This is a genomic window from Bacteroidota bacterium (assembly GCA_016711505.1).
Taxonomy (GTDB): domain Bacteria; phylum Bacteroidota; class Bacteroidia; order AKYH767-A; family 2013-40CM-41-45; genus JADKIH01.
Map to the genome: position 1 here is coordinate 48,307 of JADJSV010000002.1, position 26,142 is coordinate 74,448.

A 26,142-nucleotide genomic window follows, 5' to 3' on the forward strand; every position below is an offset into this window, starting at 1 on the left:
CATTTTCACTAAACTGACCACTACAATCCAAGACAAAATAATACCAAATGAAAATTATTTCACATAAACTTTCGCTGTTATCAGCAATACTGTTTCTAACCTTTAATTCAGCCATTGCCCAAAATCTGTCTTGGCAGAATCCCCTGCCTCAGGGAAATAACTTAAGCTCTGTTTATTTTCCAAATGCAACCACAGGTTATATAGTAGGCGATGCCGGAACAATTCTGAAAACAACCGATGCCGGAACCAGTTGGACAACACAAATCAGCGGAACGTTTAATGGTTTAACGTCGGTGTGTTTTATCGGTGTTGACACAGGTTATGCAATCGGCGGATCTTCAACGATACTTAAAACTACCGATGGCGGAAGTACATGGATTCTACAAGCAGGTGGCTTGCCACTTTTAACTTCTGTATTTTTTACGAATGCGAATATTGGGTATGCAGTTGGGGGTAGTGGTAGTACCGGGAAGATTCTGAAAACTACAGATGGTGGAATTAACTGGACAATTCAGCCAAGCGGATCACATTATTTTTACAGTTCAGTTTTTTTCTGCAATGATACAGTAGGTTATGTAGCAGGATATGGAAGAGATATTTTAAAAACTACCGATGGTGGCCTCAACTGGATTCTCCAGACGAGTGGAGCAGTAGATGATCTGCAATCAATATTTTTTACTGATTCCGAACATGGTTTTGCGAGTGAATATGGAAGAATTGTTAAGACGATTGATGGCGGAGCAACATGGACTCCTTATACTATTTTTACATCTTATGAATTGTATTCAATTTATTTCACGGATAGTGTTACCGGGTATGTCGTTGGTCGCTCAGGAAAAATATTGAAAACAACTGATGCCGGTGCAAGCTGGGGATTTTTAACAAGTGGAACCAATATAGATTTAAAGTCGGTATATTTTACTGATGCAAATACCGGTTATGCTGTAGGTGAAAGCGGATTGATCCTTAAAACAATTGATGCAGGTGCGAACTGGATACCGTTCATCAGCGTTGATCATTTTACATATTTAAATTCCATTTGCTTTCCTGAAACTTGCACCGGATATGCTGTTGGAAGAACAGGAAAAATTTTCAAAACAAGCAATGGCGGTGCAGAATGGAATTCACAGAATAGTGGGTTGACAACCTCATTAACTTCAGTTTATTTTACATCTGGAGATACCGGATATGTTGTAAGTGATAATGGACAGATCAGTAAAACGACTGATGGCGGAATAAACTGGTCTCCATTAAATAGTGGAACAACAGTTGATTTAAATTCAGTTTATTTTCCTGATGCGAATACAGGTTATGCAGTTGGAAATAGCGATACAATTCTTAAAACAACCAATGGCGGTACAAGCTGGAGTCTCCAAGAAAGTAATGCTAGTCAAATGTTGCGTTCGGTTCATTTTGTTGATGCCGATACCGGTTATGCTGTAGGTACTTCCGGCAGATTGATAAAGACAACTGATGGTGGAACCAACTGGAATATTTTATGGAGTACAACTTCTCTTGATCTGAATGCAGTTTATTTCCCTTCTGCAACAACCGGATACGTGGCAGGTGTATCAGGACAAATTCTGAAAACAATCAATAACGGAGCTAGCTGGACGCTGCAGACAAGTAATATAAATGTCGTAGTGAAATCGCTTTATTTTACCAATGACAGTGTCGGCTATGCAGTCGGCCATGACTACCAGCACTATGGAAAAATTTACAGGACTATGGATGGTGGTACAAGCTGGAGTGTACAGACGATCTCACTTGAGCATGATCTGAATTCGGTTTGTTTTGCTGATGAAAAAACAGTTTATATAGCAGGTGGTAATGGTGCAATATTAAAATCAATTGCCGGAGCGAATTCGCAGATCAGCAATATTGCTTTATGTGAAGGCGATTCATTGACTCTTACCGCATCATCAATTCCCGGAATTAATTATTCATGGTCAGGACCAAACGGATTTAATTCACTTCAGCAAAATCCGGTTGTGAGTACCAATTCGACAACAGCATTGAACGGAATATATTATGTAACAGCGACAATCAACGCATGTACAAATCTGAACGAAATGACAATCGTAGATGTAAATTTGATTCCTGCTGCAGTTGCTTCCAATAACGGACCTGTAATGGAAGATTCAACATTGTCACTTTCAGCTTCCACAATAGCGGATGCAACGTATGCATGGACAGGGCCCGGTGGCTTTACATCTTCCTTACAGAATCCTCTTGTAAGTACGACAGCAACTTTAGCTATGTCAGGTTATTATTATCTGACAGTTACTGCTAATGGATGTTCAGGTATGGATAGCACTTTAGTTGTAATTAATCCGGGTGTTGGAATAATTGAAACAGGAGAAGGCCAAACAGAATTCATTATTTTCCCTAATCCGGCATCTGAATGGGTTTCAATTGAAAATGTGGAAAAGCAAAGAATGCATGTTCGATTCTATAATATGATTGGCGAATGCGTCTTGAATATTGAATTGAATAGTGGTGCGAATAAAGTTGACATCAGTAGTTTGTCAAATGGGGTTTATGTAGTAAGTCTTCAAACTGAAAACCGGACAGCTTATCGGAAAATTTGTAAGCAGTAGTTTTTGGTAAGCGGAAATTCTTTCCCGCAGATTGCCGCCGATTTCCGCCGAAAAAAACGCAGATAAATACTCATATAAGATAATTCTATACTTGCATTTAAAGAATCGCAAGATCTGCGAATTTATCTGCGCCTTTTCTGTGGCAATCTGCGGGAAAGAACACACAGCGCATCCATTTAACATTTCATCTCGAAGAGATCTCTGCGGATTTTCTGCGTACTCTGCGCAATCTGCGGGAGAAAAATTTGGGTTATTATTTCCCGCAGATTCCGCAGATGAAGGCGCAGATAAATTCGCAGATCGGGCCTAGTCAGAATTCAAGTTATAAGCAATTTATCTTGACGATATTTGTATTATATAGTCTAAACTTGCAAATTAAGAAACACAAATCTGCGATTTCATCCGCGTCCTTTTCTGCGGCAATCTGCGGGAAAGAACACACAGCGCATCCATTTAACATTTCATCTCGAAGAGATCTCTGCGGATTTTCTGCGTACTCTGCGCAATCTGCGGGAGAAAAATTTGGGTTATTATTTCCCGCAGATTCCGCAGATGAAGGCGCAGATAAATTCGCAGATCGGGCCTCGTCAGATTTCAAGTTATAAGCAATTTATCTTGACTATATTTTTTTATATAAAAATTATAAACTTGCAAATTAAGAAACACAAAATCTGCGATTTCATCTGCGCCTTTTCTGCGGCAATCTGCGGGAAAGAACACACAGCACTTTACTGCTTTAAAATTATGCACTTCAACCAATATTTACTAGTTTAACCGACTAAATCCATTTCTAATTAAATTCAACTATGACGAAATTTATATTTGCTGTTTTATTAATTCTTACAACACCTGCAATTTCTTTTTGTCAGGATACGACAAAGTCTTTACCAATATTTCAATTTGTTGATGAGATTCCTGAATTTCCCGGTGGTGAAGATGCTTTGATGGATTATCTTTCTAACAATATTCGTTATCCTCAGAAAGCAGCTGATAAGGGAATTTCCGGAAGGGTATACATATCATTCGTTATAGATACCAATGGTAATGTGGTTAAGGAAAAGGTACTCAGAGGAATTGATGAACTCAATGAAGAAGCATTAAGAGTCGTAAAGTCTATGCCACAATGGAAACCGGGAAAGAATCATAGAATGGCTGCGCAAGTACAATATAATCTACCCATTGTATTCAATCTGTCAAAAAGAAATCCTTCCAAACCCGATGCTAATAGCAAATTCAATTCTTACATGAGCATAGGAAAGGAATATACTCAAGCAGGTAATTATGAATTGGCTATTGTATACTTTACTAAAGCAATTAAAGAAAATAATATTTCTCCTGAACCGTATTTTCACAGAGCTTCTAACTTCAATGAACTGGGATTTATAAATGCTGCCTGTAGCGATTGGCGTAAAGCAAAGGATCTGGGAAGTCTTGATATAGATAGTACCAATTTGAATAAGTGTTTCCTGGATGAATTACAAAATCATTTTCAAACGCAATTTCAATTTATGGAGGATGATGATGCCGGACTTATCAAGTACTTGAATGATAATCTGGCATATCCGGAATTAGCAAAATCAAATCATATTCAAGGGACTGTGAAAGTACTGGTGAGTGTTGATAGTTTAGGAAAATTGACAGGAGCTAAAGTTTACAGGGGAATAGGTGGGGGTTGCGATGAAGAAGCACTACGCCTGATCCGATCAATTAAACAATGGAAACCGGCTTACAAAGAAGGAATAGCGGTCGCTTCTGAGGCTTTTGTGCCAATAAGATTCAGATTGCATAGGTAATATTCCGGATATTGAAAGAAAATAATTGTTTACTTATATGCCCATAAGATTCTAAGAAAACATACTTTACTCCTGTAATTGGGTAAGTTGGTCATATGAGTTTCCCATTTTCATAAAGCATAGATTTTGCAATATTCTGTTAGAATAAAACCTGACAGAAATGATACTATTACTCCAGTTAACGAGAGGAGCAGTTACCAAGCGGAAAAAATTCCTCAAAAAGTTTTTATACTATTTTAAGAATGGCTTTGAAGACGAAACATATATAGCGTGGGAAAGAAAATATAAAGAAGACGCTCATTTGAAATTTAATGAAGTCTTAGGAAAGAAAAATTTCTCTAAACTTCTTAAACTAAAAAATTACAAAGCGATTGTACAATATGCAGTACAGATTGAGTCAAGAACCAATCTTTTATTTTCATTTGAAAAAATGGCCTTACGTGATGCAGTGAAATCCGAAGAAGCGGCAAAGATGTTTGCACTTGGCTTGTTCAATTATATTTATGGTAGCCAGGCACTGAAAGAAAGGTTTGAAGCATTTGTTGAAGTCGTTCAAAAACTTCCAAGAAAGCAGACCCGTGTTTTAACGTGGCCACTGGTAACGGTATTTGGTTTTATCGGGAATCCGAATGAATTCATTTTCCTTAAACCTCGTGTCACGCAAATGGCAGCATTGAAATATGGTTTTGATTTTCAATACAAATCAAAACCTAATTGGAGTACTTATAAAAGCATGCTGGATTTTGCAGAGCAAGTCAGAAAGGATACTAAGTCAATGAAGCCGAAAGATAATATCGATATTCAGTCGTTTATCTGGGTGACAGGCTCGGATGAGTATGAGGATTAATTTATTTGCTATATGATTTTAAGGCGGGTTGAATATTTTCCCGCAGATCTCGCGGAACTCGCAGATTCTTCGCAGAATATTTTATTTTTCTGCGGGATCTGCGGGATCTGCGGGAGAAAAATATTTGCCTTAAAATTTTCCCGCAGATCTCGGAATTCGCAGATTCTTCACAGATTATTTTCTGTGGCACATAATTAGAGTTGTAGCCTGAATAAACAAATCCGATCAATTTGAAAAATCAGAATTTAACCAATTACAAAAAACTTTACGGACCGCATCATTTCTTCTTTTTGCCTTTAACTGCAATTATGATGATTATTGGTGTCGTGAATTATTTTACGGATGATTCGAATAGCCTGACCTGGAAACTTTTTAGTATAGTTTCGTTTGCATTGTTATATCTGGCTATTATGTTGCGCCAGCATTATGCTCTTGGAAATCAGGATAGGATCGTACGACTGGAATTCCGGCTGCGATATTTCGAACTTTTCAATAAACGGTCAAAGCAGATCGAAGAGGTGCTTTCATTTTCTCAGATCGCTGCACTGAGATATGCCGATGACCATCAGTTCGGAAATTTAATAGAACGGGCGGTGAAAGAAAAATTAAGTTCGAAAGAAATTCTTAAATCGATTCAGAATTGGCAGACGGATACTATGCGATTGTAATAATTAATCAACATACTGAGCAATTGAGCCTTTTGAATTAAGTCATTTTGAAATTGCGTTCGAAAATTTGAATCAAACATTTGTATTGATTAAGCATTAAAACAATCAGCGCTAAATCTGCGAGTTCTGCGAGATCTGCGGGAGAAAAACACACAGAAATTATTTCCCGCAGATCCCGCAGATCCCGCAGATCCCGCAGATTTGGCGCAGATACTGTCAAGGTAAAATTTTCTTGCTTTGTCTGTGCAAATAATTTTGAAAATCAAAGTCCATCTCGACGAGAACTCTGCGTATTTTCTGCGAAACTCTGCGCATTTCTGCGGGAAATACTAAGCGTAGTTCTTTAGTAGCAGTTTTTTCATATTTTAGTAAACCAAAATTACATGTTACTTCAATCCCATGTCCACCGAAGGCACTAATACAAAGGCTACCTTTTTTCAAAGCCATAAAACAACAATCGCCTACAGCATCAGCTTAGCGTTACTTTTGTTGTTGTTGAAATGGCTTGAACTCCGTTTTATTATTTTCGACCATTCTTTCGAGATCTATGTTGGGGCCATTGCTGTTATTTTTACATCACTCGGAATCTGGCTGGCACTGAAACTTTCAAAGCCAAAGGTTGAAACGGTGGTCATTGAAAAGGAAGTATACATATCCAGAAATGAAAATTTTGTGCTCAATGAAAAAATGGCCGCTGAACTTGAACTCAGCAAACGCGAATTGGAGGTTTTGTCATTAATGGCTGAAGGTTGCAGCAACCAGGAGATTGCTGCCCGCTTATTCGTTTCGTTGAGCACAGTCAAAACCCATAATCAGAATCTTTTCGAAAAACTGGATGTAAAAAGGCGGACGCAAGCCATTGAAAAGGGAAGAAGATTGAATCTTATAGCTTAATTTGTCACTCTTTAGTATGAAAACAGGTTGTTAAGTCAAAAAATAGCCGAAAGTATGACCGCAAAAGTTCGAAGATGGTCCACATTTGCGCAAAAAAAATCAAACAAATGAAAAAGAACATTATTATTTACGGACTTATTGCAGGAGTTGTGGTGGCTATTCCAATGCTTTTTGTCACCAATAGTATTGCCAACGATCAAGGTGTCGTCGACTTTGACAAAGGTATGCTCATTGGTTATGCGTCAATGCTCATTGCATTTTCCCTGGTCTTTGTCGGAATCAGGAACTATCGCGACAAATACCTTGGCGGAACGATCACTTTTGGGAAAGCATTTAAAAGGGGTTTTTATATGGTGTTGATATCTTCAACGATTTATGTAATTACGTGGCTCATCGATTTCTTTTTTTTCATTCCGGACTTTACGGGTAAATATGCAGCTCACATGCTTCAGGAACTGAAAGCCTCCGGTGCTACAGCAGCAGAGATTGAAATCAAATCAGCCGAAATGACAAAATTCGCTGTGTTATATAAAAATCCTTTTTTCAATGCGCTGATGACATATATGGAGATCTTGCCGGTCGGATTGATAGTAACATTGATAAGTTCGTTAATTCTAAAAAGAAAACCACAAACAACAACGTGATCATTATGGCAAAAGTAGCAGTAATAAAAACAAAAGAGAATGATTCAAGTGTAGAGGATTTTATAGGCAGAGTAAAAGACGAACAGCAGCGTAAAGACAGTCTGGTCATTCTTAAATTGATGAAAAAAGTCAGTAAAGAAAAACCAAAAATGTGGGGCGCATCGATGATCGGTTTTGGAAACAAGCGATATAAAAGTCCTGCAAGCGGTCGTGAAGTGGATTGGTTCAAGATCGGTTTTTCGCCACGCAAAGCAAATCTTTCTTTGCATCTTATACTGGATATGAAAGAACATGCAGCTTTATTTAAAAAGCTTGGTAAGCATAAAGCAGGTGTTGGTTGTCTTTATATCAATAAGCTTGATGATGTAGATTTGAATGTTTTGGAACAGTTGATTGCAGCTGCAATGAAAGGGAAGTAATATCCTTTAAACACAAGTCTACAAAGACCACCGACTAATTCCGTGCTCTTTTTGTGGACTTGTGTTCTAAGTGTTTTTCATATCAACAGTTCCCATTATATCTGCATTCATAGCGAATTCACAATCAAATCTTACTTTGTATTTACGTTTTGCTTAATTAAGGAATTTTTTAAATTGAATTTCCATGAAAGAAAAGTACTCACTGAAACAATTCTGGTCTTTAGTTACTATTATACTTTTTACTCTTGGTTGTAATGCTCAGGATAAACAAAGTGCAGGTTCGATTCTGAAAATTGATCCTTATTTCATAGAAAGTACAGATACATTTTCAGTCCATGGACCGGATCATATAGTCCGTGATCTGTTACAGGACAAGAATGGAATGTTTTGGTTTGCATCATGGCTTGGTATTATTTCGTATGATGGAAAAGTATTTACTAATCATACCTTAAAATCAGGTCTAATTCACTTTCATGTTGTTTCTGTTTTCGAAGATTCAAAAGGGAATTTATGGTTTGGAACTGCACGTGGTGGATTGTATCTGTTCGATGGTAAGGAGTTTAAACTATTTACCACAAATGATGGACTGGCAGATAATACAGTTTTGTGTTATGCAGAGGATAGGAGTGGAAGAATCTGGATGGGTACTGAACAAGGTTTAAGTTGTTATGATCGAAATGCAAAAGGCAGTAAGCCATTTACAAATTATACTACTGCACATGGACTGAATGATAATTATGTAGGAGCTATACTTTGTGATCATTCAGGCAAATTGTGGATTGGAACAAATAAAGGGATTAACTTATTCGATGGTACTTCATTTTCTGAGTTTTCAAAATACGGAAGGTCGTTCAATAAGATAATGGCATTGCATGAAGACAAATCAGGTATGATTTGGATAGGAACATTTACCGGATTAATTCTCTTTGATCCTCAAGCAAAGTCAGGATTTTATTTTAAAGATATTCTTATGCCTTATCTGACCTATTATTTTACTGAGGACAAGAACGGTTGTGTGTTCTTTTCGCAAAGCGAAGTAAATTCTCGTTTTGATGGATTACCAAATCAGGTATTATTTAAGTATGATCCCAATTTGAAAAGCGAAAATAAATTTACTAGAATTACTGAAAAAGATGAGAACAACGATTTCCAGATCTTTGGTAAAACTATTGATAAAAAAGGCAATCTCTGGTTTGGAACCATGCATGGACCTTGCAGATATGATGGATCAAAATTTACCTATTTTTTAAAAAAATGAAAATAAATTTATCGAAGTTGTCAAAGTTAGAGTGGCATATTCTTTTCTTTGTAAAATATAATATTATTTAATTTATCTATACAATGGAAACTGAAATTGAATTTATAAATCCTGAAGAATTATTGCAAAGTCCTGCATTTTCGCAAATTGCTATAACAAGAGGCAATGGCAGTACAATTTATATAGGCGGTCAAAATGCTGTAACGAAGGATAAAAAGATAATCGGCAAAGGCGATATTGTTGAGCAGACAAAATGTATTTTAAAAAATATTGAGATTGCGTTAGAAGCAGTTGATGCAAACATTGATGATCTGTTTAAACTCACAATTTATATTGTACAAGGACAGGACGTACGGAAAGGATTTGAAGGGGCACAAGAATTTTTAAAGCGAATTAAAACACCACCGGTCATAACAGGAGTAATCGTTGCCGGACTAGCCAATCCTGATTTTCTTGTGGAAATAGAAGCATTGGCTTATAAATAACACAATCACAGTTCTATTTATTGAATTCAATTATTTTGTGTTTAATCGAAAGTTTTTGTTATGTTTGAATAGTTAATTTCAAACTATAACTATGAAAAGTCTATTGTTTTTATTGTTTATGATAATAAGTGTGCTCCTTCGTGCGAATGACACTCTAAATATTATTCCTAAAAGTGAATTCAACAGATGGTCAATTGGAGTGAATATTTCTCCTGAATATTGTTTCCGGACACTTATAAATAATTCCGGAAGTCCTATTGCAGACATAGTAATTGATTCCCGTAATGGATATGAACAGTTTAAAATTGGGTTCTCGGCAGGTGTTGTTGCAAACTATAGCATTTCCAAAAAAACCAGCTTTGAAATTGGGATGTCGTATTCTGACAAAGGATATTCAACAAAGAAAACGGAATTGACATTTGGAGATGCAATCGATCCACGGTTTGGATTTACCTATCCAACTTCACCAGCAGGAAATTCAACCGGAACACTAGCAATAAAAATTTTCTATAATCATATTTATCTTGATGTTCCGTTGAGAGCTTTATTTGCCTTTGGAAATAAGAAGACCAGGTTTATTACCGGAATTGGAATTACATCAGGTATGTTGCTCAAATCGACTTATAATATAGTATATGATAATGGAGATGGAAGTGATAAGACAACTACGGAAAATCAAGCTGAAACATTTAATAAGTTCAACCTTTTTCCTGAAGCAAGTATTGGAGTAGAACGTCAAGTAAGCAAGAAAGTATCAGTAAGAATACAAACTGTTTTCAAATATGGCATTTTAAAAATAATTGATACACCCGTCTCTGCAAATTTGTGGAGTGGAGGAGTGAACTTTGGTTGTTATTATCGTTTATAGTTTCACATGCACAACAAACTCCTTAATTATTTTTCACGCATTATGCCATTGTCTCCAGAGGAGGCCAATGCCATTACTGCTACGATGAATATTCAGCAGTATAAGAAAGGAACTGTTTTGCTGAAGGAAGGGCAAATTTCTGCAGAAGCATATTTCGTTTTAGAAGGTTGTGTCAGACAATTCAGTCTGGTTGATGGCGATGAGAAGACAACAAATTTTTTTACCGAAGAGCAATGGGTAGTTTCAATTCAAAGCATGAGCAATCAGGTTCCATCGACTCATTTTCTTGAATGTTGTATTGATTCATTTCTTGTTGTTGGGAACAGAGAGAAGGAGGAAGATCTGTACAGACAATTTCCAAAGCTTGAAACGATCTCTCGTAAAGTGATGGAAAAAATATTTGCTGAGCAACAGGAAAATATGACTTCATATACAACTGATTCTCCTGAGCAACGTTACATTAAACTTTTGAAGTCAAGGCCAGATCTGTTTCAACGACTTCCTCAATATCAGATCGCAAGTTATCTTGGGGTTAAACCGGAGTCATTAAGCAGGATCAGAAAACGTATAGTGAATAAAAAGTAGAAGGTATCAGTTCAAGGAAACTGTGATAGCAACGTTCCCTTTTTTTCTTCCTGTTTCAACATAACTATGAGCAGCAACCATTTCATTCATAGTATAGGTTCGGTCAATTACCGGCTTTAGTTTACCGGATTCAACAAGACCTTTCAGGTAATTGATGTCTGCTGCAGATTGTTTTGTTACACCTGTTACGACCTTTTTATCAGTTGTTATCGTTAACCACAAGCCTTTTATCATTTCCGTTAAACCCGCAGCACTGAGAATCATTTTTCCGTTTATGTTAAGTGACTTTGCACTTTTTGGGATTTGAATACTATTTACTGTATCAAAGATCACATCATATTTTTCATTGTTTTTGTAAAGTCTTCTTTAGTGTAGTCAATAACTTTATCAGCTCCGAGAGAGCGAACCAGTTCCAGATTTGAAGTACTGCATACAGCAGTTACTATTGCACCGAAGGCTTTAGCAATTTGTACTGCAGCTGAACCTACTGCGCCTGATGCACCAACGATGAGAACTTTTTGACCGGATTTGATTTCTGCTTTTTTAATAAAATGCAATGCTGTTGCACCACCGAAAGGAATGACAGCAGCTTGTACATGTGAAAGAGAATCAGGTTTCAATGCCAGTGTGCCGGTTTCAGGAAATGTTTTATATTCTGCATATGCACCAAAATTCATATCCGTGGATCCGAAAACCTTGTCGCCGACATTATACAATTTTACATTACTGCCGATCTCGACAACTTCTCCGGAAAGAACTCCGCCAAGGATCTTTGTCCTCGGCTTTGTAAGTCCGAAGAAAAATCTGACAGCAAAAGGATCCGCTCGCCGAATTCTGCAATCTCCTGAATTAACGGCTGTGGCCATGATTTTTACAAGAATTTCATCCTTTTTTAGGCTTGGTTTTTCAATTTCCTTCAGCGATAAGACTGAAGGGGCTCCGTATTTTGTGTTAACTACTGCTTTCATGAATTTGATTTATTTAAATTGATGGGACAAATGTATTAGGCTAAAACCGGAAATACATTGACTTGGGTTAAGAAATTGTGTTGTTAGGCTTCCAGAGGAAATTCTTTTTAAAGTGCTGTATTTTTCGGGATTTGATAACTTTAATACGTTAAGAAATTTATAGTTTCTGATTAAACATACTCGCTTTAACTTGTACTTTTGTTTCGTTAATCATTACACGTCAGCAAAAAATATGTACAAAGTTCAATCCTTCCAGATCTCCGATACGATTGACATTAAGTCGTTCAAGAATTTCTTCACTGCTAAATTATTTTATTCGGACTCGGATGAGTTGTATTTTCAGGTTAGTTCCGATCAATATATTTATGTTTTCAAATATGGAGTAGTCTGTTTCATGAACCAGGATGATGTTCGTATTTCAGACTTCATTAAACTTATTTCTCCTTACTGCAAGAATTTCTTTGAGGTAAAGTTGCAGGAAGAGTATTTAATTGAAACTTCTTCACAGGAAGATAAGATTGGGAATAATAAAATACAGCTTGTCAATTCTGACCCGGAAACTTTTCGTGTTATCATGTTGAATGTATCTCAGTCAGTAGCTCTCGATTATTATTCAGATCAAGCAACTATTTTGATGGAGGAAACTAATCAATACACTTTTAATCTGGAAAGAACGGGTCGGTTGAGTATTTCCGGAAACAAATTGAAACGATTTATTGGCAAAACATTGAATCTTATGAATCGTATCACGGAGAATCTGTACATTTTTGATTCTGCTGCAAGTACATGGGACGATGAAAAACTGGACAAGATAGATACTGAGTTGAAAAAGACATTTGATCTTCAGAGCAGATACAGAAGTATTCACGAAGTGCTTGAAATTATAAAAGAGAATCTGGGACTGTTCAAAGATATCATGCATCATCGGAAGAGCAGTTCACTCGAATGGATAATTATAATCCTGATTCTTGTGGAGGTGATCAACTTATTTATGAGTAAATTTCTCTGATAAAATGTCGCTGCTAATGAGAAAAGACCTATACAAGTTTCTGCTATTTATTTTCTCCACATTGGCTTACAACTCTTATTCGCAAACAAGTTCGTTTGATGTCGAAGGACATCGCGGTTGCCGGGGACTTTATCCTGAAAATACAATTCCTGCATTTATTAATGCTGTGCAGTTAAAGGTTAACACTCTCGAATTAGATGTTGTAATTTCACGCGACCAGCAGGTTGTTGTCTCGCATGAACCATGGATAAATAGTGAAATTTGCTTAGATAAGTCCGGAGAACAACTCACATTAGCAAGTGAGAAGCAATTGAATATTTATGCTATGGATTATTCAGCAATACGTGAGCACGATTGTGGCAGTAAATTTTACGGTCGTTTTCCTGAACAGGTAAAGATGTTCACAGTTAAACCGTTGCTCTCGGAAGTTTTTGATTCCGTTCTTGCATTTTGCAGGTTAAATTCTTTGGCCATACCTGACTTTAATATTGAAATATAAAGTGATCCTGAATATGATTCAATTTACTCGCCAACAGTAAATGAATTTTGCGAACTGGTTATTATGGAAATTAAAAGATCATCACTGCTATCAAAGTGTATGATTCAGTCATTTGATTCACGGGCTTTGAAATACATTCATCAGAAGTATCAGGAAGTAAAATTAGTTTACCTCACGGAAAGTTTAAGCAATGTGAATGACGTAAAAAAAGTACTTGGCTTTTTACCGTCTGTATTCAGCCCCGATAAAAGGTTAGTTACAAAGAAAAATATTCAATCTTTTCATGCAGTAAATGTGAAAGTGATTCCATGGACTGTCAATGAAGAAAAGCAAATAGCCCGTCTGATAGAACTGGGCGTTGATGGAATTATTTCAGACTTCCCGGATCGGGTTTTGAAATTGCTAAAAAAGCAATATTAGATTTCGAAAAAAGCCATTTTATTTGTTTTAAAACCATATTTAAAATTATTTCAATAAAAAGTTGCGCAGTCAGATAACTGCATTATATTTGCAGTCAAATAACTGCACAAAATGGAAACTCGAAGAGATATTTTTCAGGCAATTGCTGATCCTACACGGCGGGCAATAATTGGTTTGCTGGCATTTCAGGCCATGACGCCCGGAGCTATCGCTGCGAACTTTGATTCGTCGCGGCAGACAATTTCAAAGCATATTCAGATTCTTACAGAATGTCATATAGTAAAACAAGAACAAGTAGGGCGAGAGATCTATTATCAGATTAATCCTAAGAAAATAAAAGAAGTAGCAGACTGGGCCAATCAATACAGTCAATTCTGGAATGAAAAGTTCAATTCACTGGATAAGTATTTCAATATTGCTAAGACTAAAAAGGTCAAATCAAAAATAAAATAAGATGGTAAATCAAACCGAACAAAAAGAAGGACTAAAAATTGTCCGAGAATTTAATGCTCCGATTGCATTAGTCTTCGAAGCTTTTTCAAGTGCAGAAGCTTTTGCACAATGGTGGGGACCTGTTGGGATGCCAGTAACAGTAAAAAGTATGGACTTCAGAAATGGAGGTAAACTTCATTATAAAATGGAAGGCCATGGTCAGGTGATGTGGGGAATGTTCCGGTATGTCAATATTGAAGAACCACACTTGATCGAATTTGTAAATTCATTTTCCGATGAAGCCGGAAATCTTTGCAAGGCTCCATTTCCAATTGAATTCCCAATGGAGATATTAAATAAAATGAAGTTGGCTGAGAAGAATGGAATTACAACACTGACCATTCAGGGCTATCCGATAAACCCTACCGAAGAGCAAGCCGCAACATACTTCTCAATGTTTGAGAATATGTCACAAGGGTTTAATGGGACGTTTGATCAGCTTGAAAATTACTTGAAGATTAAGAATGACAAATGAATCCCGTTAGCTGTCGGATTGAAAAATAAAAATGGGCGTCCTTTAAGGAACGCCCATTTTTATTTATTGCTATTAGTTATTAATTACTTAATAACTACTGATTGGTTAAACGAACCTGAGTTATTCGTGATTTTAACCTGATAAATACCTGAAGGTTGAGAGCTAAGGTCAATTGTAGTTAAAGATGCTGTTGTAATTTTCGTAGCATAAACTGATTGTCCGATAGCATTATAAACATTCACAGAATAATCTGAATTATCATTTTTAGTATTTGAAATGTTGATAATTCCTCTAGAAGGGTTTGGATAAACTTCAAATCCTGAAAGTGTATTTAATTTATCTACACCGATTGATACATCACCGAAGTTTAGTCTTAATTGATAAACAATATCGAAACCTAGGTCACTGGCCAAAGCCCAACCATTCACTGCAGGTGGTGAAGGAGCGCCATCCCATGAAGCCCATACAGCACTGGCAGTTAAAATAGCATTGGATGTTGAAAGTGTCAATAATGAATCTGCTTCATGTACACCAACAAAATATAATCCTAGAGATAAAGAAGGAACACTTCTTACGGGTAGAGTGAACCATTGTCCACCTGTAGCGATATCGCCTGGCATTATAATCAGAGTATCAGAACTTGCCAATATTGTATTGCTTGGTTCAGAACCGACAGCTTGAGTACGGATAGTCGCCCAAACTGGAGAGCCTGCCGGGTTCGGTGTCATTACATCTGTCAGGAAGAATGAAACTGAAGTAACCTGTGAAGCAGTAACAACAGTATAATTCTGTCCTACGATACCATTTGCAGGACCAGCGCCAATTCCTAATGCTCCTGTTGAAGTACCATTGTCACGTCCAAAAATTGAGTCAGTAACCATTGTAGTTGCTGATTCGAAAATATCATTTCCTGTATTTGCATCGCCGGATAAAGTTACTGTCATACGAACGAAATACGTTGCAGCAGCAGTAGGAGTGAATGCAGTTGTAGTAAGAACACTTTCAGTTGCAAATGAACCAATCACCGGAAGATTTACTGTTTCAGTAAACGCTGCAGTATTTGTTGCTGAATCGATTACTTCGAAAAGAGCAGTTCCGCCACTAGTAGCTGTTGAACCGATATTAAAAACATCACCTGCTAAATATAAATTTGCTGCCTGAGATACAGGAAGAAAAGTATATTCAGTATTTAAAGGCATTACATTGATAGCGCTAACATCGACTGCTGACGGTTCAAAAACTTCGATGTCGTCAATTTGCCAGTAGTAGTCCCAGTTACCACGATAAGTAAACTTAAGATAAACGTTTGCCTGGTTAGCGGCAACTGAAGAGATATCAATATAAGGGTTATAAGGATTTGCTGTTGTTTCACCTTGAGCTAAACCTGTTTCAGCAGAATGGACAGCTGTCCAAGTGATACTGTCATTGCTGACATAAATTGTACCTGAACCCGTATTATATTGACGGAAATGTTCCTGTAAAGTAAGATATACAATTGTATTTGATGAACAATCGATAGCAGGAGTGATTAAGCTTGCAGATGCAACATCTGTATTGTTACCATAACCATCATCATCAAACATCATCCATCCATTTGCTGCAGAAGTAGACTTCAAAGCAAGAAGAATTGAATCGTTTAACGGACCTGTGTGAGCGTATGTCCAGACTTCTCCGGCTCCGGTACTGTCATTTTGAACCCAAGTTGCAGGTAAACCGGCTGCAAAGTCTTCACTAAAAATTGTTGCAAGCACAGTTGGAGTAACAACCTGTCCGGCGTTACGGTGACTGGCTGAGATTGTTGCCGGAACTGATTTTCCATTGGATAGATCTCTTCCGGAAATCTTCATAGAGTTTTGTGCTTCGCTGCTACTCATGGCAAGTAGTGCAAATGCTAATAAAGTAATTTTTTCATTTTTGTTATTTGATTGGTTAAGGTTAAGAGAATTATCAGAAGGAATTTTACGAGTTTCGAACTGTAAACGTAAGGAGTTTTCAAATGAATGCTTCAGTTGAAAATTGGTTGGTAAAGGTACCATTATTGAAGTAAAATACAACTACAAAATGCTCCTTTTTTAGCCAAATTAACTAACATAAACATGAATTTTCCCAATTAGACAATTGTTAAATGAGTGTTAACAATATTTGATCTGGCTAAATCATGATTTTTTTGTAAAATAGCATATAAAAAAATGGACCCATGAGAACATTCCTGGTATTAATTGCCGCAATATTTAGTATAAATTTTGCTTTTTCTCAAGAACAAGAGTATTCTGTTTTCATTAAAACTGCTGATTCTCTTTATAATGTTAAAGAATTCAAACGTTCTGCACATGAATATTCAAAGGCTTTCAAAACGTTAGGCTGGAAAGGTTATCCCGACGACAGATACAATGCAGCCTGTTCATGGGCATTGGCGAATGAAGCCGACAGTGCGTTTTATCAGATCGATATACTGGTAAAAAAAATTAACTATAAAAACCTTAATCATATTTCCAATGATGAAGATCTTATCTCTTTGCATAGCGATAAACGATGGAAAGAATATATAGATCAGATCAGAAGTAATAAGGAGAAAGCTGAAATAAATCTAGACAAGCAATTGGTTGCAAAATTAGATTCGATCTATAATGACGATCAGAATTTCAGAAGGCAGATAAAAGATATTGAAACTAAATATGGTTGGGATTCAAAGGAAATAAAAGAGCATTGGAAACTTGGAATGGAAAAGGATTCGATAAATCTTATCAAAGTCAGGAATATCCTGGATACCAGAGGTTGGTTAGGGGCTGACATTGTTGGTGAACAAGGTAATACAACACTATTTCTGGTAATTCAGCATTCAGATATAAAAACTCAGGAAATGTATTTGCCAATGATGCGCGAAGCTGTAAAAAACGGGAAAGCCAAGAGCTCCAGTCTTGCACTCATGGAAGACCGGGTCGCTTTGCGTCAGGGAAAAAAGCAGATCTATGGCAGTCAGATAAACAAAGACCTCAAGACACAATATTTTTATGTTGCACCTTTAGAAGATCCTGACAATGTAGATAAGAGAAGAGCAGAAGTCGGACTTGAACCATTAGCTCGGTACGTTTCACAATGGGATATTGTTTGGAATGTCGAGCAGTATAAAAAAGAGTTGCCGGTCATAATGGAAACGTGGAAGCAAACAAATCCATATTGAATTAATCTTTGCAGTGAACCCGAAGATCTTTCTACTTGGAGTGTTGATCTCATTTCTTTGTGTTTACATGGAATGGGGGAAGCAATCTGAATTTATGTTAGAAATGCAATTTGATATTTTGGTGAAATCAAATTCAACTTTCAATATACTAATGGTGCCAATTGTATTTATTCCTTTTTTCGGACAGCTTTGTTTTTAGTTATTTGTATTTTAAAACTGCTAAAATGGTTCAGATTAATAAATAGATCACATATAGTGTTTCATATAAACAGAATACAGATATGGCCTTTAATGAAAAAACTGCTCAGCGCATAAGAGAAATTTTGCTCAGCAAAGGTGCAGACTTTACCGAGAAAAAAATGTTTAGTGGAATCTGCTTTATGGTCGATAATAAAATGTGTTGCGGAACGCACATCGACAAAAAAACGGAAGAAGAATATCTGCTTTGCAGAATCGGAGAGAAAGCATATGATAAAGCTTTGGAAAAAGAGAATGTCATACCGATGGATTTTACCGGCAGAAGTATGAAAGGATATATTTTTGTTGTCGGCGAGGGAATTAAATCAAAAAAAGATTTGAGTTATTGGGTACAACTTTGTTTGGATTTTAATCCATTAGCTAAAGCTTCGAAGAAATGAAGAATGAATACTGATAATTATTATCAGGCCCGCTAGGCCATACGTTTTGAAAATTGCTGACTAGCTTACTAATACTTTCTGACAGATAGGTAATCGACGACCTTTTCCGAAGGCTTTAGGAGAAACCCTTAAAATCGGCGGAGTCTGATAGCGTTTGTATTCATTAGTGTTTACCATTTTCAGGATCCGGCGGACTAGTGATTCGTCGAAACCCATTGCCATCAGTTCAGAAGGACCACGGCGATTTTCTATGTATTCAATTAAAACTTTATCGAGGATATCATATTCCGGAAGGGAATCAGAATCTTTTTGGTTGGGACGTAATTCTGCAGAAGGTGGTTTGGTTAAAATGTTTTCCGGAATAATTTCTCCATTGCGATTAATATATCTGCAAAGTTCAAAGACCTGCGTTTTGTAAATGTCGCCGATCACTGATAGACCTCCGCACATATCGCCATACAATGTTCCGTATCCAACAGCTAATTCACTTTTATTAGAAGTGTTCAGTAAGATATATCCAAACTTATTTGATTCAGCCATTAATAGTCCACCTCGGATGCGTGCCTGAATATTTTCTTCTGCTACACTGAACGGCAGATCTTTAAAAAATGGTTTAAGTGAAATCAGATATTGATCGAGAAGATCTTTAATTGGAATAATGTCATGCGAAACTCTGGTGTTCTGAAGCAAGGCTAATGAATCATCAACAGAACCTTTCGATGAAAACTCCGATGGCATTAAGATCGTATGTACATTTTCAGGTCCAAGTGCAGTCGCTGCAAGAACAGTAACCAGTGCAGAGTCAATTCCGCCACTTAATCCTAAAATAGCTTTCTTGAAATTTTGTTTGCTGAAATAATCGCGGATGCCAAGAACGAGGGCTTCGTGTATGTCAGCGATCTTTATGTGTTCACGGTTTAAGACAGGTACTATTTTCGAGCAGGTAAGTGATTTGCTTCCGGCATCAAAATCAAACATAGCAAAGTCTTCACGGAAATAATTCATTTCATGAACTGTATTTCCTTCAGCATCCATACCAATACTTCCGCCATCGAAAATAATTTCCGTCTGTGCTCCGATATGATTGACATACACCAATGGCAAGTTATACTTTATTGCATTGCGTTTGAGAATAGCTTTGCGTGATTCAGCATGTGCATGATCAAAAGGTGATGCAGCAATGTTGATCATTAATTTTGGCTCTTCTTTGATAAGTACATCCATTGGAGAATTGATGTACATAGGATCATCTTCTACGTTCCACAGATCTTCGCAGATAGTTAAAGCGATCTTTATTCCTTTGAAATTAATACAGTGAAAATTCCGCTCAGGTTCGAAGTATCGGTATTCGTCAAAAATGTCGTAGGTGGGAAGTAGTGCTTTATGAATTTCGTCTGCTATTCTTCCTTCAGTCAGAAGCAATGCTGCATTAAAAAGATTTTTACCTTCTATTTTTTTATTTCTTACTGGCAGTCCGACAATTGCAGCAATCCCTTTACATTCTTTAGAAATCTCTTCAGCTGCAACGTAGCACTTTTTTATAAAATCATCGAATTCAAGAAAATCCTGAGGTGGATATGCAGAAATGCATAATTCAGAAAAAACAATTAGCTCGACACCGCTTTCTTTCGCTTTAATAATGTTCTGCTTGATGAGAGAAACATTTTTTTCGAAATCACCGACGGTGTAATTGAGTTGAGCGAGAGCGATGCGCATTTCTTTTCGGTAAGTAGTAATTGGTAATTGGTAAGTAGCAAGGGCGTTCTAATCTCAAACTAATTTCTTTTATTCGAGAGTTTGGGTGATATTAGTAACAATGTCTACTTACAACTCACCACTTGCTATCCACTAAAATAGTATTCCAACCGACAATCCCAGCATATTACTATTCATCTTCAAACCATCGGCATCAGAAACATCTAATAGACCGTTGTTGAATTGTACTCCTACAAGTAAAACTGTTGAGCCACTCAAAGTGTATTCAATTCCGCCACCAATGATCATTGAAAGATTAATGTTGTTGATATCATCCTGAATGTCTTCGTCATCCAATTCAACATTTGATGTTACAGTTGAATTTGTAGCTAATGTAGTTGTTTGAGTATTGAATTTAATGTCAGCTCTTGAACGTATATTAATTGCCGGTGCCAGACCTGCCTGTAAATAATAAGTCAGGTAACCGATCTCATTAGTTTTTAGTTTAAGAGTAATAGGAAGTTCAATATATTGAAGTGTCATTTCTGATTCAGCAATTGTGACAACTTTAGTAATGTTGTCATTTGTTTCAAATGTCGAGCGTAAATTTCCGCCACGGTAGGTCACATCTAATCCTGTAGCGAAAGAATAATTGTCTGAAAACTGGAATTCAGTGATCAATCCATAACAGAAGCCGAATTTTGAGCCATCGCTTTCTGTACCTTTTGTGTCGGTTCTTAACCAGGCAATGGAAGGAGTTATTTTTAATCCAAAGTGCAATCCTTCATTGCTTTGAGCTTGGGAAGCGAAACCTGTCAGGATAAACAAGGCAATGGCAGTTAACTTTTTCATGTTATATAATTTTTTAGTGATTAGACGTTTGATAGATGAATACTGATACTTTTGCTTTAATTTCCTACAATATTAATGAAAAAACACATATCATCTAATATAGCAGCGCTATTGGTTATTTACACGATCGTGTTGATTTCAGGCTGTAATCAGAATACGCAGAAGCCGGAGATTTCGGCTGTTTCTACTGAATTGAAATTACAGAGATTTGAAGCTGATCTTTTTGGTATGGACGTTACACAACCTGCCACGGCAATTTCAAAATTAAAGGCTGAATATGGCGACTTTTTTGATCTGTACATGTTTAGAATCACCTCATTAGGAACACCGGATAGCATAATGATGCAGGAACGAATAGTTTCGTTTGTATCAGATACAAATTTCCGTGCCGTTGCCGAAGACATCAGAAAAACATTTGGAGATTTTGAAGCGGAAAAGGAACAGTTGTCACAGGCATTCAATTATTATAAATACTATTTCCCAAAAAAATCAATACCAACAATTGTAACACTGCTGTCGGTTTTTTCTTATCCTATCGTATGCGACTCTTTTAACCTTGGTATTGGCCTCGATATGTATCTGGGAAAAGATTATCGTTATTACAATACACTTGAGCCACCTCTTCCTAATTATCTTCGGATTCAGATGGAGAAAGAAAATGTGGTGATCGATGCAATGAAAGGGTGGGCGCTGAGTGATTACCAGATCGATGAAGCTTCAGCAAAAGTGATAGATATGATGATCAGCGAAGGACGGATTGTTACGTTTTTAGAATATGTAATTCCCGATGCAGATGACTGGCGAAGATTAGGATTTACCGAATCGCAATTTGAATTGTGTGAAAAAAATGAAAAAGAGATCTGGACATTTTTTGTCGACAACAAACTTCTTTTCAGTGCCGATCCGAATATTCTTTCAAAGTATACAAACGATGGTCCAACTACCAGTGCGTTTCCAAAAGATTCACCTGGAAATATCGGAAAGTATATCGGTTGGAAAATTGTCAGCGCCTATCTCACAAAACATCCTAAAACAGAATTACAACAACTGATGGAAATGAAAGATATGATGCGGATCTATCAGGAGTCGGGGTATAAGCCGGCGAAGTAGATTCTTGAGGTCATTGGAATTTAGGTCAGAGGTCAAAGGTCAGAGGTCACGCTGCACCCTTGCAAGCAGCGTGACCTTTGACCTTTGACCTCTGACCTCTGACCTTCTTTAAATTAAGTCAAGAACTATCATTACAAGATCGGCTTTTCAATACTGCGACCAAACTCCTCTGCAAACTTCTTAATATTCTTCGCATTCACTTCATCGTTCGTTGCGCGTTGGTAGGTGTCTGCCATTGTCATGAAGTTTTCGTAGAAGAAACGTTTCATGTCGTCGACTAACATTTCTTTTGTCCAGAGATCAATGCGTAGTGTTGTATTTTCTTTCGGGTCCCAGATGCTCATCATTACAGCATTGCAAGGTTTTACTCCCGTCATGCCACTATCAGATGCTTCCCAGGCAATCGCTTCCGGTACTCTTTCTTCGTCTAATTTTACGTGGAAATTTATTTTTGAATCCATTTTTTTCTTTTTTCTTTTTTCTTTTTTTTTGGTTTTCGTTTTTCGAATCACCGCTCATTCAAGGTAGTTACTTTAATCGCGCTCATTCCGCAATCCGCAATTAAATTCACTTTTCATTTCTTCTTAAACTCCTTATTCACATTTTCAACATAGTCAAGTATCTCATCTCTTCCCACATTTTTTTCTGCAGAAGTAATAAAGATCGTTGGAAGTTGATCCCACGTTTGAAGTAGTTCTTTTTTATATGCAGCAACAGAAGAAGCGACTAATTGTTTTGAGATCTTATCTGCTTTTGTAAAAACGATTACAAATGCAATTTCTTTTTCTCCCATCCAGTTGATGAATTTCACATCTACTTTCTGAGGTTCGTGTCTGATGTCGATCAAAACAAATACTGTCATCAGATTCATTCGCTTCTCCAGATAGTCTTTGATCATTTTGTCCCATGCCGCTTTGTTGTCTTTCGATGCTTTGGCAAATCCATATCCGGGCAGATCGACTAAGTACCATTTTTCATCAATAATAAAATGGTTAATGAGTTGAGTCTTTCCCGGAGTAGAAGAAGTCTTGGCCAACGCTTTTCTGTTGGTCAGCATATTGATCAATGAAGATTTTCCAACATTCGACCTGCCGATAAATGCATACTCCGGCATATCCGGTTTAGGGCATTTTTCAAAAGTTGTATTGCTGGCAAGGAATTCGGCTTGTTTAATGTTCATTCTTTCTGATAAGTAGTAATTGGTAAGTAGTGAAAGGATTAATTTTTTTTAACACAGAGAAAAAGGAGAAAAAAAGGGAGAAAAAGGAGATCTCCTTTTTCTCCCTTTTTTTCTCCTTTTTCTCTGTGTTAAAATTATTACTTCGCATCCGGAAAAGTCCGTGCCAGCCATCCATCCAACACAGTATTAAACTCAACCGGTTGCTCCATCATCGGAGCATGTCCGCATTTGTCGATCCAGTGTAATTCGTTTTTTGGAAGAAGGCGATGAAATTCTTCGGCAACATCAGGTGGAGTGATGGTATCATTCTTTCCCCATATCAGACAAGTAGGTTGTTTCATGAACTGAAGATCGTCGCTCATGTTATGGCGAATGGCAGATTTAGCAAGAGAAAGAATTCTGATCAGTTTGCCTTTATCGTTTACAATTCCATATACTTCATCAACCAGTTCTTTTGAAGCTGAAGCGGGATCGAAAAAAGTGTACTCAACTTTTTGCTTGATGAAATTATAGTCTTCTCTTCTTGGAAAAGATCCGCCCATAGCGTTTTCATAAAGACCACTACTTCCTGTAAGTACCATTCCGCGGATATTCTGCGGATGATTTTTTACATAAACCAGTGTAACGTGTCCGCCCAGTGAGTTGCCGATTAGGATGATGTCTTTGTATTGCTTGAAATTTATGAAGTTGTGGATAAACTCAGCCAGCGCTTTCACATTCGTATTCAGAAGTGGCAGCGTATAGATCGGCATAAGAGGAATTACGATACGATAACGTTTCGAGAAATGATTTACAACATCCGACCAGTTACTCAGTGCGCCGAACAATCCATGCAGAAGTAGCAGAGTGGGTCCGCTTCCTTCTTCAATGTAATGAAAGTCATTCTCCTGTTTGATTTCGTATTGCATAAAATCTTTTTTCCAAATGTAGAGAAAAAATGAGTAGTACACAGAGGCTCATTCCTGTGCTTTATACAATAGAAATTGTTGATTTTATTTTCCCACCGGCCTCAATCTGACATCCTGAAGGGTCCGAAAACGGCCGATTGTTGAAGAAATTTTCTTCGGAATGTGCGCAGGCCATATTCTGAAAGCCGCGCCCATGGCTCGGTTCAGAAAGTTTTCAACAAAGTGGTAAAAAGTGGTAGGAAGTGGTAAAATTTGAATTACATTAGCGCAAAGAAAAAATCTTCGAATGGCGGGATTCATCGGTGAATTTCATTGTACAGTTGATGCAAAAGGACGCTTCCTTTTGCCGGGCGGCTTGAAAAAGCAAATTCCGGCGAAAGAGCAGAAGCTTTTCGTTGCCAACCGCGGAATGGAAAAGCATCTGGTGATGTATACACGTAAGGAATGGGATAAGATCAGTGATGAAGTCAATTCACTGAACATGTTCGTTCGCAAGAACCGTGAGTTCTTGCGCAAATTCAATAACGGCGCAACTTCGATGGAACTGGATACAACTAACCGATTACTGCTTCCAAAAACATTGATGGATTATGCAGGAATCGAAAAAGATATTGTGCTCTTTGCTTATGGGAACCGGATTGAAATATGGTCAGAAGCGGAGTATGCTCGGATGATGAAGGATGATTCAGAAAACTTCTCACAATTGGCGGAAGAGGTGATGGGAAAGAAGAAGAAGGAGGAAGAAGATGACGACATATCATGAGCCGGCTCTGTTGAATGAATGTATTGAAGCCTTACAAATTAAACCTGATGGGGTTTATGTCGATGTCACTTTTGGTGGCGGCGGACATTCGAAGGAAATTTTAAAACGATTGGGTGAAAAAGGTCGGCTGATCGCTTTTGATCAGGATGAAGATGCAGAACGAAATTCTATCAAAGATCCTCGTTTTGTTCTTGTCAGACAGAATTACAGATTCATTAAAAATTTTCTTCGCTATTACGATGCTATTCCAGTCGATGGAATTTTAGCTGACCTGGGCATTTCTTCTTATCAGATCGATGCTGCAGACCGCGGATTTTCTATTCGCTACGAAGCGGAACTTGATATGAGAATGAATCGTGAATCGAAAATCACTGCAGCTGATATTCTGAATACTTATTCTGAAGAAAAACTGCTGAAGATCTTCTCGCAATTTGGAGAAGTTCATAATTCTAAAACGCTTGCAAGGAAAATAGTTGACGTAAGGAAAACAGAAAAGTTGACACATATCGATCAGTTTAAAACAGCGATCATGTCATGTGTCGACAAAAAAGCAGAAAGTCAGTATTACGCTAAAGTGTTTCAGGCATTACGGATTGAAGTGAACGAAGAACTTGAATCGTTGAAAGAAATGCTGGTGCAGACAACAAATGTACTGGCACCACAAGGCAGATTGGTAGTGCTCTCGTATCATTCTCTGGAAGACCGCTTAGTGAAAAACATTATTTCAAAAGGAATATTTGAAGGAGAAGTTGAGAAGGATGTCTTCGGAAACCAGACCAATAGTCCTTTAAAAGCAGTAAACCGGAAACCCATTGAAGCGACAGAAGAAGAAGTGAAAAGGAATCCGCGTTCACGTAGCGCAAAATTAAGAATAGCTGAAAAGAATTAACT

The 26,142-nt window shown here is 37.3% G+C and carries 27 protein-coding genes and 1 pseudogene; 21 read left to right on the forward strand and 7 right to left on the reverse strand.

Annotated features, from left to right (window positions below; genetic code table 11):
• Positions 1-47: 47 nt before the first annotated feature.
• The 11 genes from IPL24_03815 to IPL24_03865 all read left to right on the forward strand — a co-directional run bounded on the left by IPL24_03815 (position 48) and on the right by IPL24_03865 (position 11,061).
• On the forward strand, positions 48-2,600 hold the full coding sequence (locus IPL24_03815; protein ID MBK8362818.1) for a T9SS type A sorting domain-containing protein: 2,553 nt from the start codon (positions 48-50) through the stop codon (positions 2,598-2,600).
• A gap of 806 nt (positions 2,601-3,406) precedes the next feature.
• Complete coding sequence (locus IPL24_03820; protein ID MBK8362819.1) at positions 3,407-4,393, forward strand: TonB family protein; 987 nt, start codon at positions 3,407-3,409, stop codon at positions 4,391-4,393.
• Positions 4,394-4,553: 160 nt separating this feature from the next.
• On the forward strand, positions 4,554-5,240 hold the full coding sequence (locus tag IPL24_03825) for a hypothetical protein (GenBank protein MBK8362820.1): 687 nt from the start codon (positions 4,554-4,556) through the stop codon (positions 5,238-5,240).
• Between the two features lie 230 nt (positions 5,241-5,470).
• Complete coding sequence (locus tag IPL24_03830; GenBank protein MBK8362821.1) at positions 5,471-5,908, forward strand: hypothetical protein; 438 nt, start codon at positions 5,471-5,473, stop codon at positions 5,906-5,908.
• 399 nt (positions 5,909-6,307) lie between these two features.
• Positions 6,308-6,802, forward strand: a complete 495-nt coding sequence (locus tag IPL24_03835) for a DNA-binding response regulator (protein MBK8362822.1) — start codon at positions 6,308-6,310, stop codon at positions 6,800-6,802.
• 107 nt (positions 6,803-6,909) lie between these two features.
• Entirely contained in the window at positions 6,910-7,446 is a 537-nt protein-coding gene (locus IPL24_03840; GenBank protein MBK8362823.1) for a DUF4199 domain-containing protein, read from the forward strand.
• Between the two features lie 5 nt (positions 7,447-7,451).
• Complete coding sequence (locus IPL24_03845) at positions 7,452-7,865, forward strand: DUF1801 domain-containing protein (GenBank protein MBK8362824.1); 414 nt, start codon at positions 7,452-7,454, stop codon at positions 7,863-7,865.
• A gap of 184 nt (positions 7,866-8,049) precedes the next feature.
• Positions 8,050-9,123, forward strand: a complete 1,074-nt coding sequence (locus tag IPL24_03850; protein MBK8362825.1) for a hypothetical protein — start codon at positions 8,050-8,052, stop codon at positions 9,121-9,123.
• Positions 9,124-9,206: 83 nt separating this feature from the next.
• Positions 9,207-9,608, forward strand: coding sequence for a RidA family protein (locus IPL24_03855; protein MBK8362826.1), 402 nt, complete (start codon positions 9,207-9,209; stop codon positions 9,606-9,608).
• Between the two features lie 91 nt (positions 9,609-9,699).
• Entirely contained in the window at positions 9,700-10,476 is a 777-nt protein-coding gene (locus IPL24_03860) for a PorT family protein (protein MBK8362827.1), read from the forward strand.
• Positions 10,477-10,482: 6 nt separating this feature from the next.
• Positions 10,483-11,061, forward strand: a complete 579-nt coding sequence (locus IPL24_03865) for a Crp/Fnr family transcriptional regulator (protein ID MBK8362828.1) — start codon at positions 10,483-10,485, stop codon at positions 11,059-11,061.
• A gap of 6 nt (positions 11,062-11,067) precedes the next feature.
• Here the strand turns inward: IPL24_03865 and IPL24_03870 are convergent.
• Positions 11,068-12,029 (reverse strand): annotated as a pseudogene (locus tag IPL24_03870) (NAD(P)-dependent alcohol dehydrogenase).
• A 232-nt stretch (positions 12,030-12,261) separates the two neighbouring features.
• Between IPL24_03870 and IPL24_03875 the strand changes: the two are divergent.
• The 5 genes from IPL24_03875 to IPL24_03895 all read left to right on the forward strand — a co-directional run bounded on the left by IPL24_03875 (position 12,262) and on the right by IPL24_03895 (position 14,924).
• Positions 12,262-13,038, forward strand: coding sequence for an RMD1 family protein (locus IPL24_03875; protein ID MBK8362829.1), 777 nt, complete (start codon positions 12,262-12,264; stop codon positions 13,036-13,038).
• A gap of 16 nt (positions 13,039-13,054) precedes the next feature.
• Positions 13,055-13,537 (forward strand): hypothetical protein, encoded by a 483-nt coding sequence (locus tag IPL24_03880; protein ID MBK8362830.1) that lies wholly within the window; start codon positions 13,055-13,057, stop codon positions 13,535-13,537.
• A gap of 63 nt (positions 13,538-13,600) precedes the next feature.
• Positions 13,601-13,957 carry a hypothetical protein gene (locus tag IPL24_03885; protein MBK8362831.1) on the forward strand — a complete coding sequence of 119 codons (357 nt, stop codon included), beginning with the start codon at positions 13,601-13,603 and terminating at the stop codon, positions 13,955-13,957.
• A gap of 111 nt (positions 13,958-14,068) precedes the next feature.
• Complete coding sequence (locus IPL24_03890; GenBank protein MBK8362832.1) at positions 14,069-14,410, forward strand: winged helix-turn-helix transcriptional regulator; 342 nt, start codon at positions 14,069-14,071, stop codon at positions 14,408-14,410.
• 1 nt (position 14,411) lies between these two features.
• Entirely contained in the window at positions 14,412-14,924 is a 513-nt protein-coding gene (locus IPL24_03895) for an SRPBCC domain-containing protein (protein MBK8362833.1), read from the forward strand.
• A gap of 83 nt (positions 14,925-15,007) precedes the next feature.
• Here the strand turns inward: IPL24_03895 and IPL24_03900 are convergent, their stop codons facing one another.
• Positions 15,008-16,960, reverse strand: coding sequence for a T9SS type A sorting domain-containing protein (locus IPL24_03900; protein ID MBK8362834.1), 1,953 nt, complete (start codon positions 16,958-16,960; stop codon positions 15,008-15,010).
• A 161-nt stretch (positions 16,961-17,121) separates the two neighbouring features.
• Here IPL24_03900 and IPL24_03905 point away from each other — a divergent pair, with 161 nt between their 5' ends.
• Positions 17,122-18,105, forward strand: coding sequence for a hypothetical protein (locus IPL24_03905; protein MBK8362835.1), 984 nt, complete (start codon positions 17,122-17,124; stop codon positions 18,103-18,105).
• A gap of 281 nt (positions 18,106-18,386) precedes the next feature.
• On the forward strand, positions 18,387-18,743 hold the full coding sequence (locus IPL24_03910; GenBank protein ID MBK8362836.1) for a TfoX/Sxy family protein: 357 nt from the start codon (positions 18,387-18,389) through the stop codon (positions 18,741-18,743).
• A gap of 60 nt (positions 18,744-18,803) precedes the next feature.
• Here IPL24_03910 and IPL24_03915 read toward each other — a convergent pair whose 3' ends face one another.
• Both IPL24_03915 and IPL24_03920 read right to left on the reverse strand, forming a co-directional pair.
• Entirely contained in the window at positions 18,804-20,459 is a 1,656-nt protein-coding gene (locus IPL24_03915; protein ID MBK8362837.1) for an NAD+ synthase, read from the reverse strand.
• A 132-nt stretch (positions 20,460-20,591) separates the two neighbouring features.
• Positions 20,592-21,290: a PorT family protein gene (locus IPL24_03920; protein ID MBK8362838.1), complete on the reverse strand. Its 699-nt coding sequence runs from the start codon at positions 21,288-21,290 to the stop codon at positions 20,592-20,594.
• A 75-nt stretch (positions 21,291-21,365) separates the two neighbouring features.
• Here IPL24_03920 and IPL24_03925 point away from each other — a divergent pair, with 75 nt between their 5' ends.
• The gene (locus tag IPL24_03925; GenBank protein ID MBK8362839.1) at positions 21,366-22,400 is read left to right on the forward strand and encodes a hypothetical protein; all 1,035 of its coding nucleotides are present in this window, start codon (positions 21,366-21,368) and stop codon (positions 22,398-22,400) included.
• Between the two features lie 131 nt (positions 22,401-22,531).
• On the opposite strand, the gene gldC is transcribed toward IPL24_03925, so the two are convergent.
• The 3 genes from gldC to IPL24_03940 all read right to left on the reverse strand — a co-directional run bounded on the left by gldC (position 22,532) and on the right by IPL24_03940 (position 24,488).
• Positions 22,532-22,861 carry a gliding motility protein GldC gene (gene gldC, locus IPL24_03930; protein MBK8362840.1) on the reverse strand — a complete coding sequence of 110 codons (330 nt, stop codon included), beginning with the start codon at positions 22,859-22,861 and terminating at the stop codon, positions 22,532-22,534.
• A gap of 113 nt (positions 22,862-22,974) precedes the next feature.
• The gene (locus IPL24_03935) at positions 22,975-23,580 is read right to left on the reverse strand and encodes a YihA family ribosome biogenesis GTP-binding protein (protein ID MBK8362841.1); all 606 of its coding nucleotides are present in this window, start codon (positions 23,578-23,580) and stop codon (positions 22,975-22,977) included.
• 137 nt (positions 23,581-23,717) lie between these two features.
• On the reverse strand, positions 23,718-24,488 hold the full coding sequence (locus tag IPL24_03940; protein MBK8362842.1) for an alpha/beta hydrolase: 771 nt from the start codon (positions 24,486-24,488) through the stop codon (positions 23,718-23,720).
• A 286-nt stretch (positions 24,489-24,774) separates the two neighbouring features.
• Between IPL24_03940 and mraZ the strand changes: the two genes are divergently transcribed.
• A complete protein-coding gene (gene mraZ / locus IPL24_03945; GenBank protein ID MBK8362843.1) occupies positions 24,775-25,251 on the forward strand; it encodes a division/cell wall cluster transcriptional repressor MraZ in 477 nt (158 codons plus the stop codon).
• The gene (rsmH, locus tag IPL24_03950) at positions 25,235-26,140 is read left to right on the forward strand and encodes a 16S rRNA (cytosine(1402)-N(4))-methyltransferase RsmH (protein ID MBK8362844.1); all 906 of its coding nucleotides are present in this window, start codon (positions 25,235-25,237) and stop codon (positions 26,138-26,140) included. Before mraZ ends, rsmH begins: the two co-directional genes overlap by 17 nt.
• Positions 26,141-26,142: the final 2 nt, after the last annotated feature.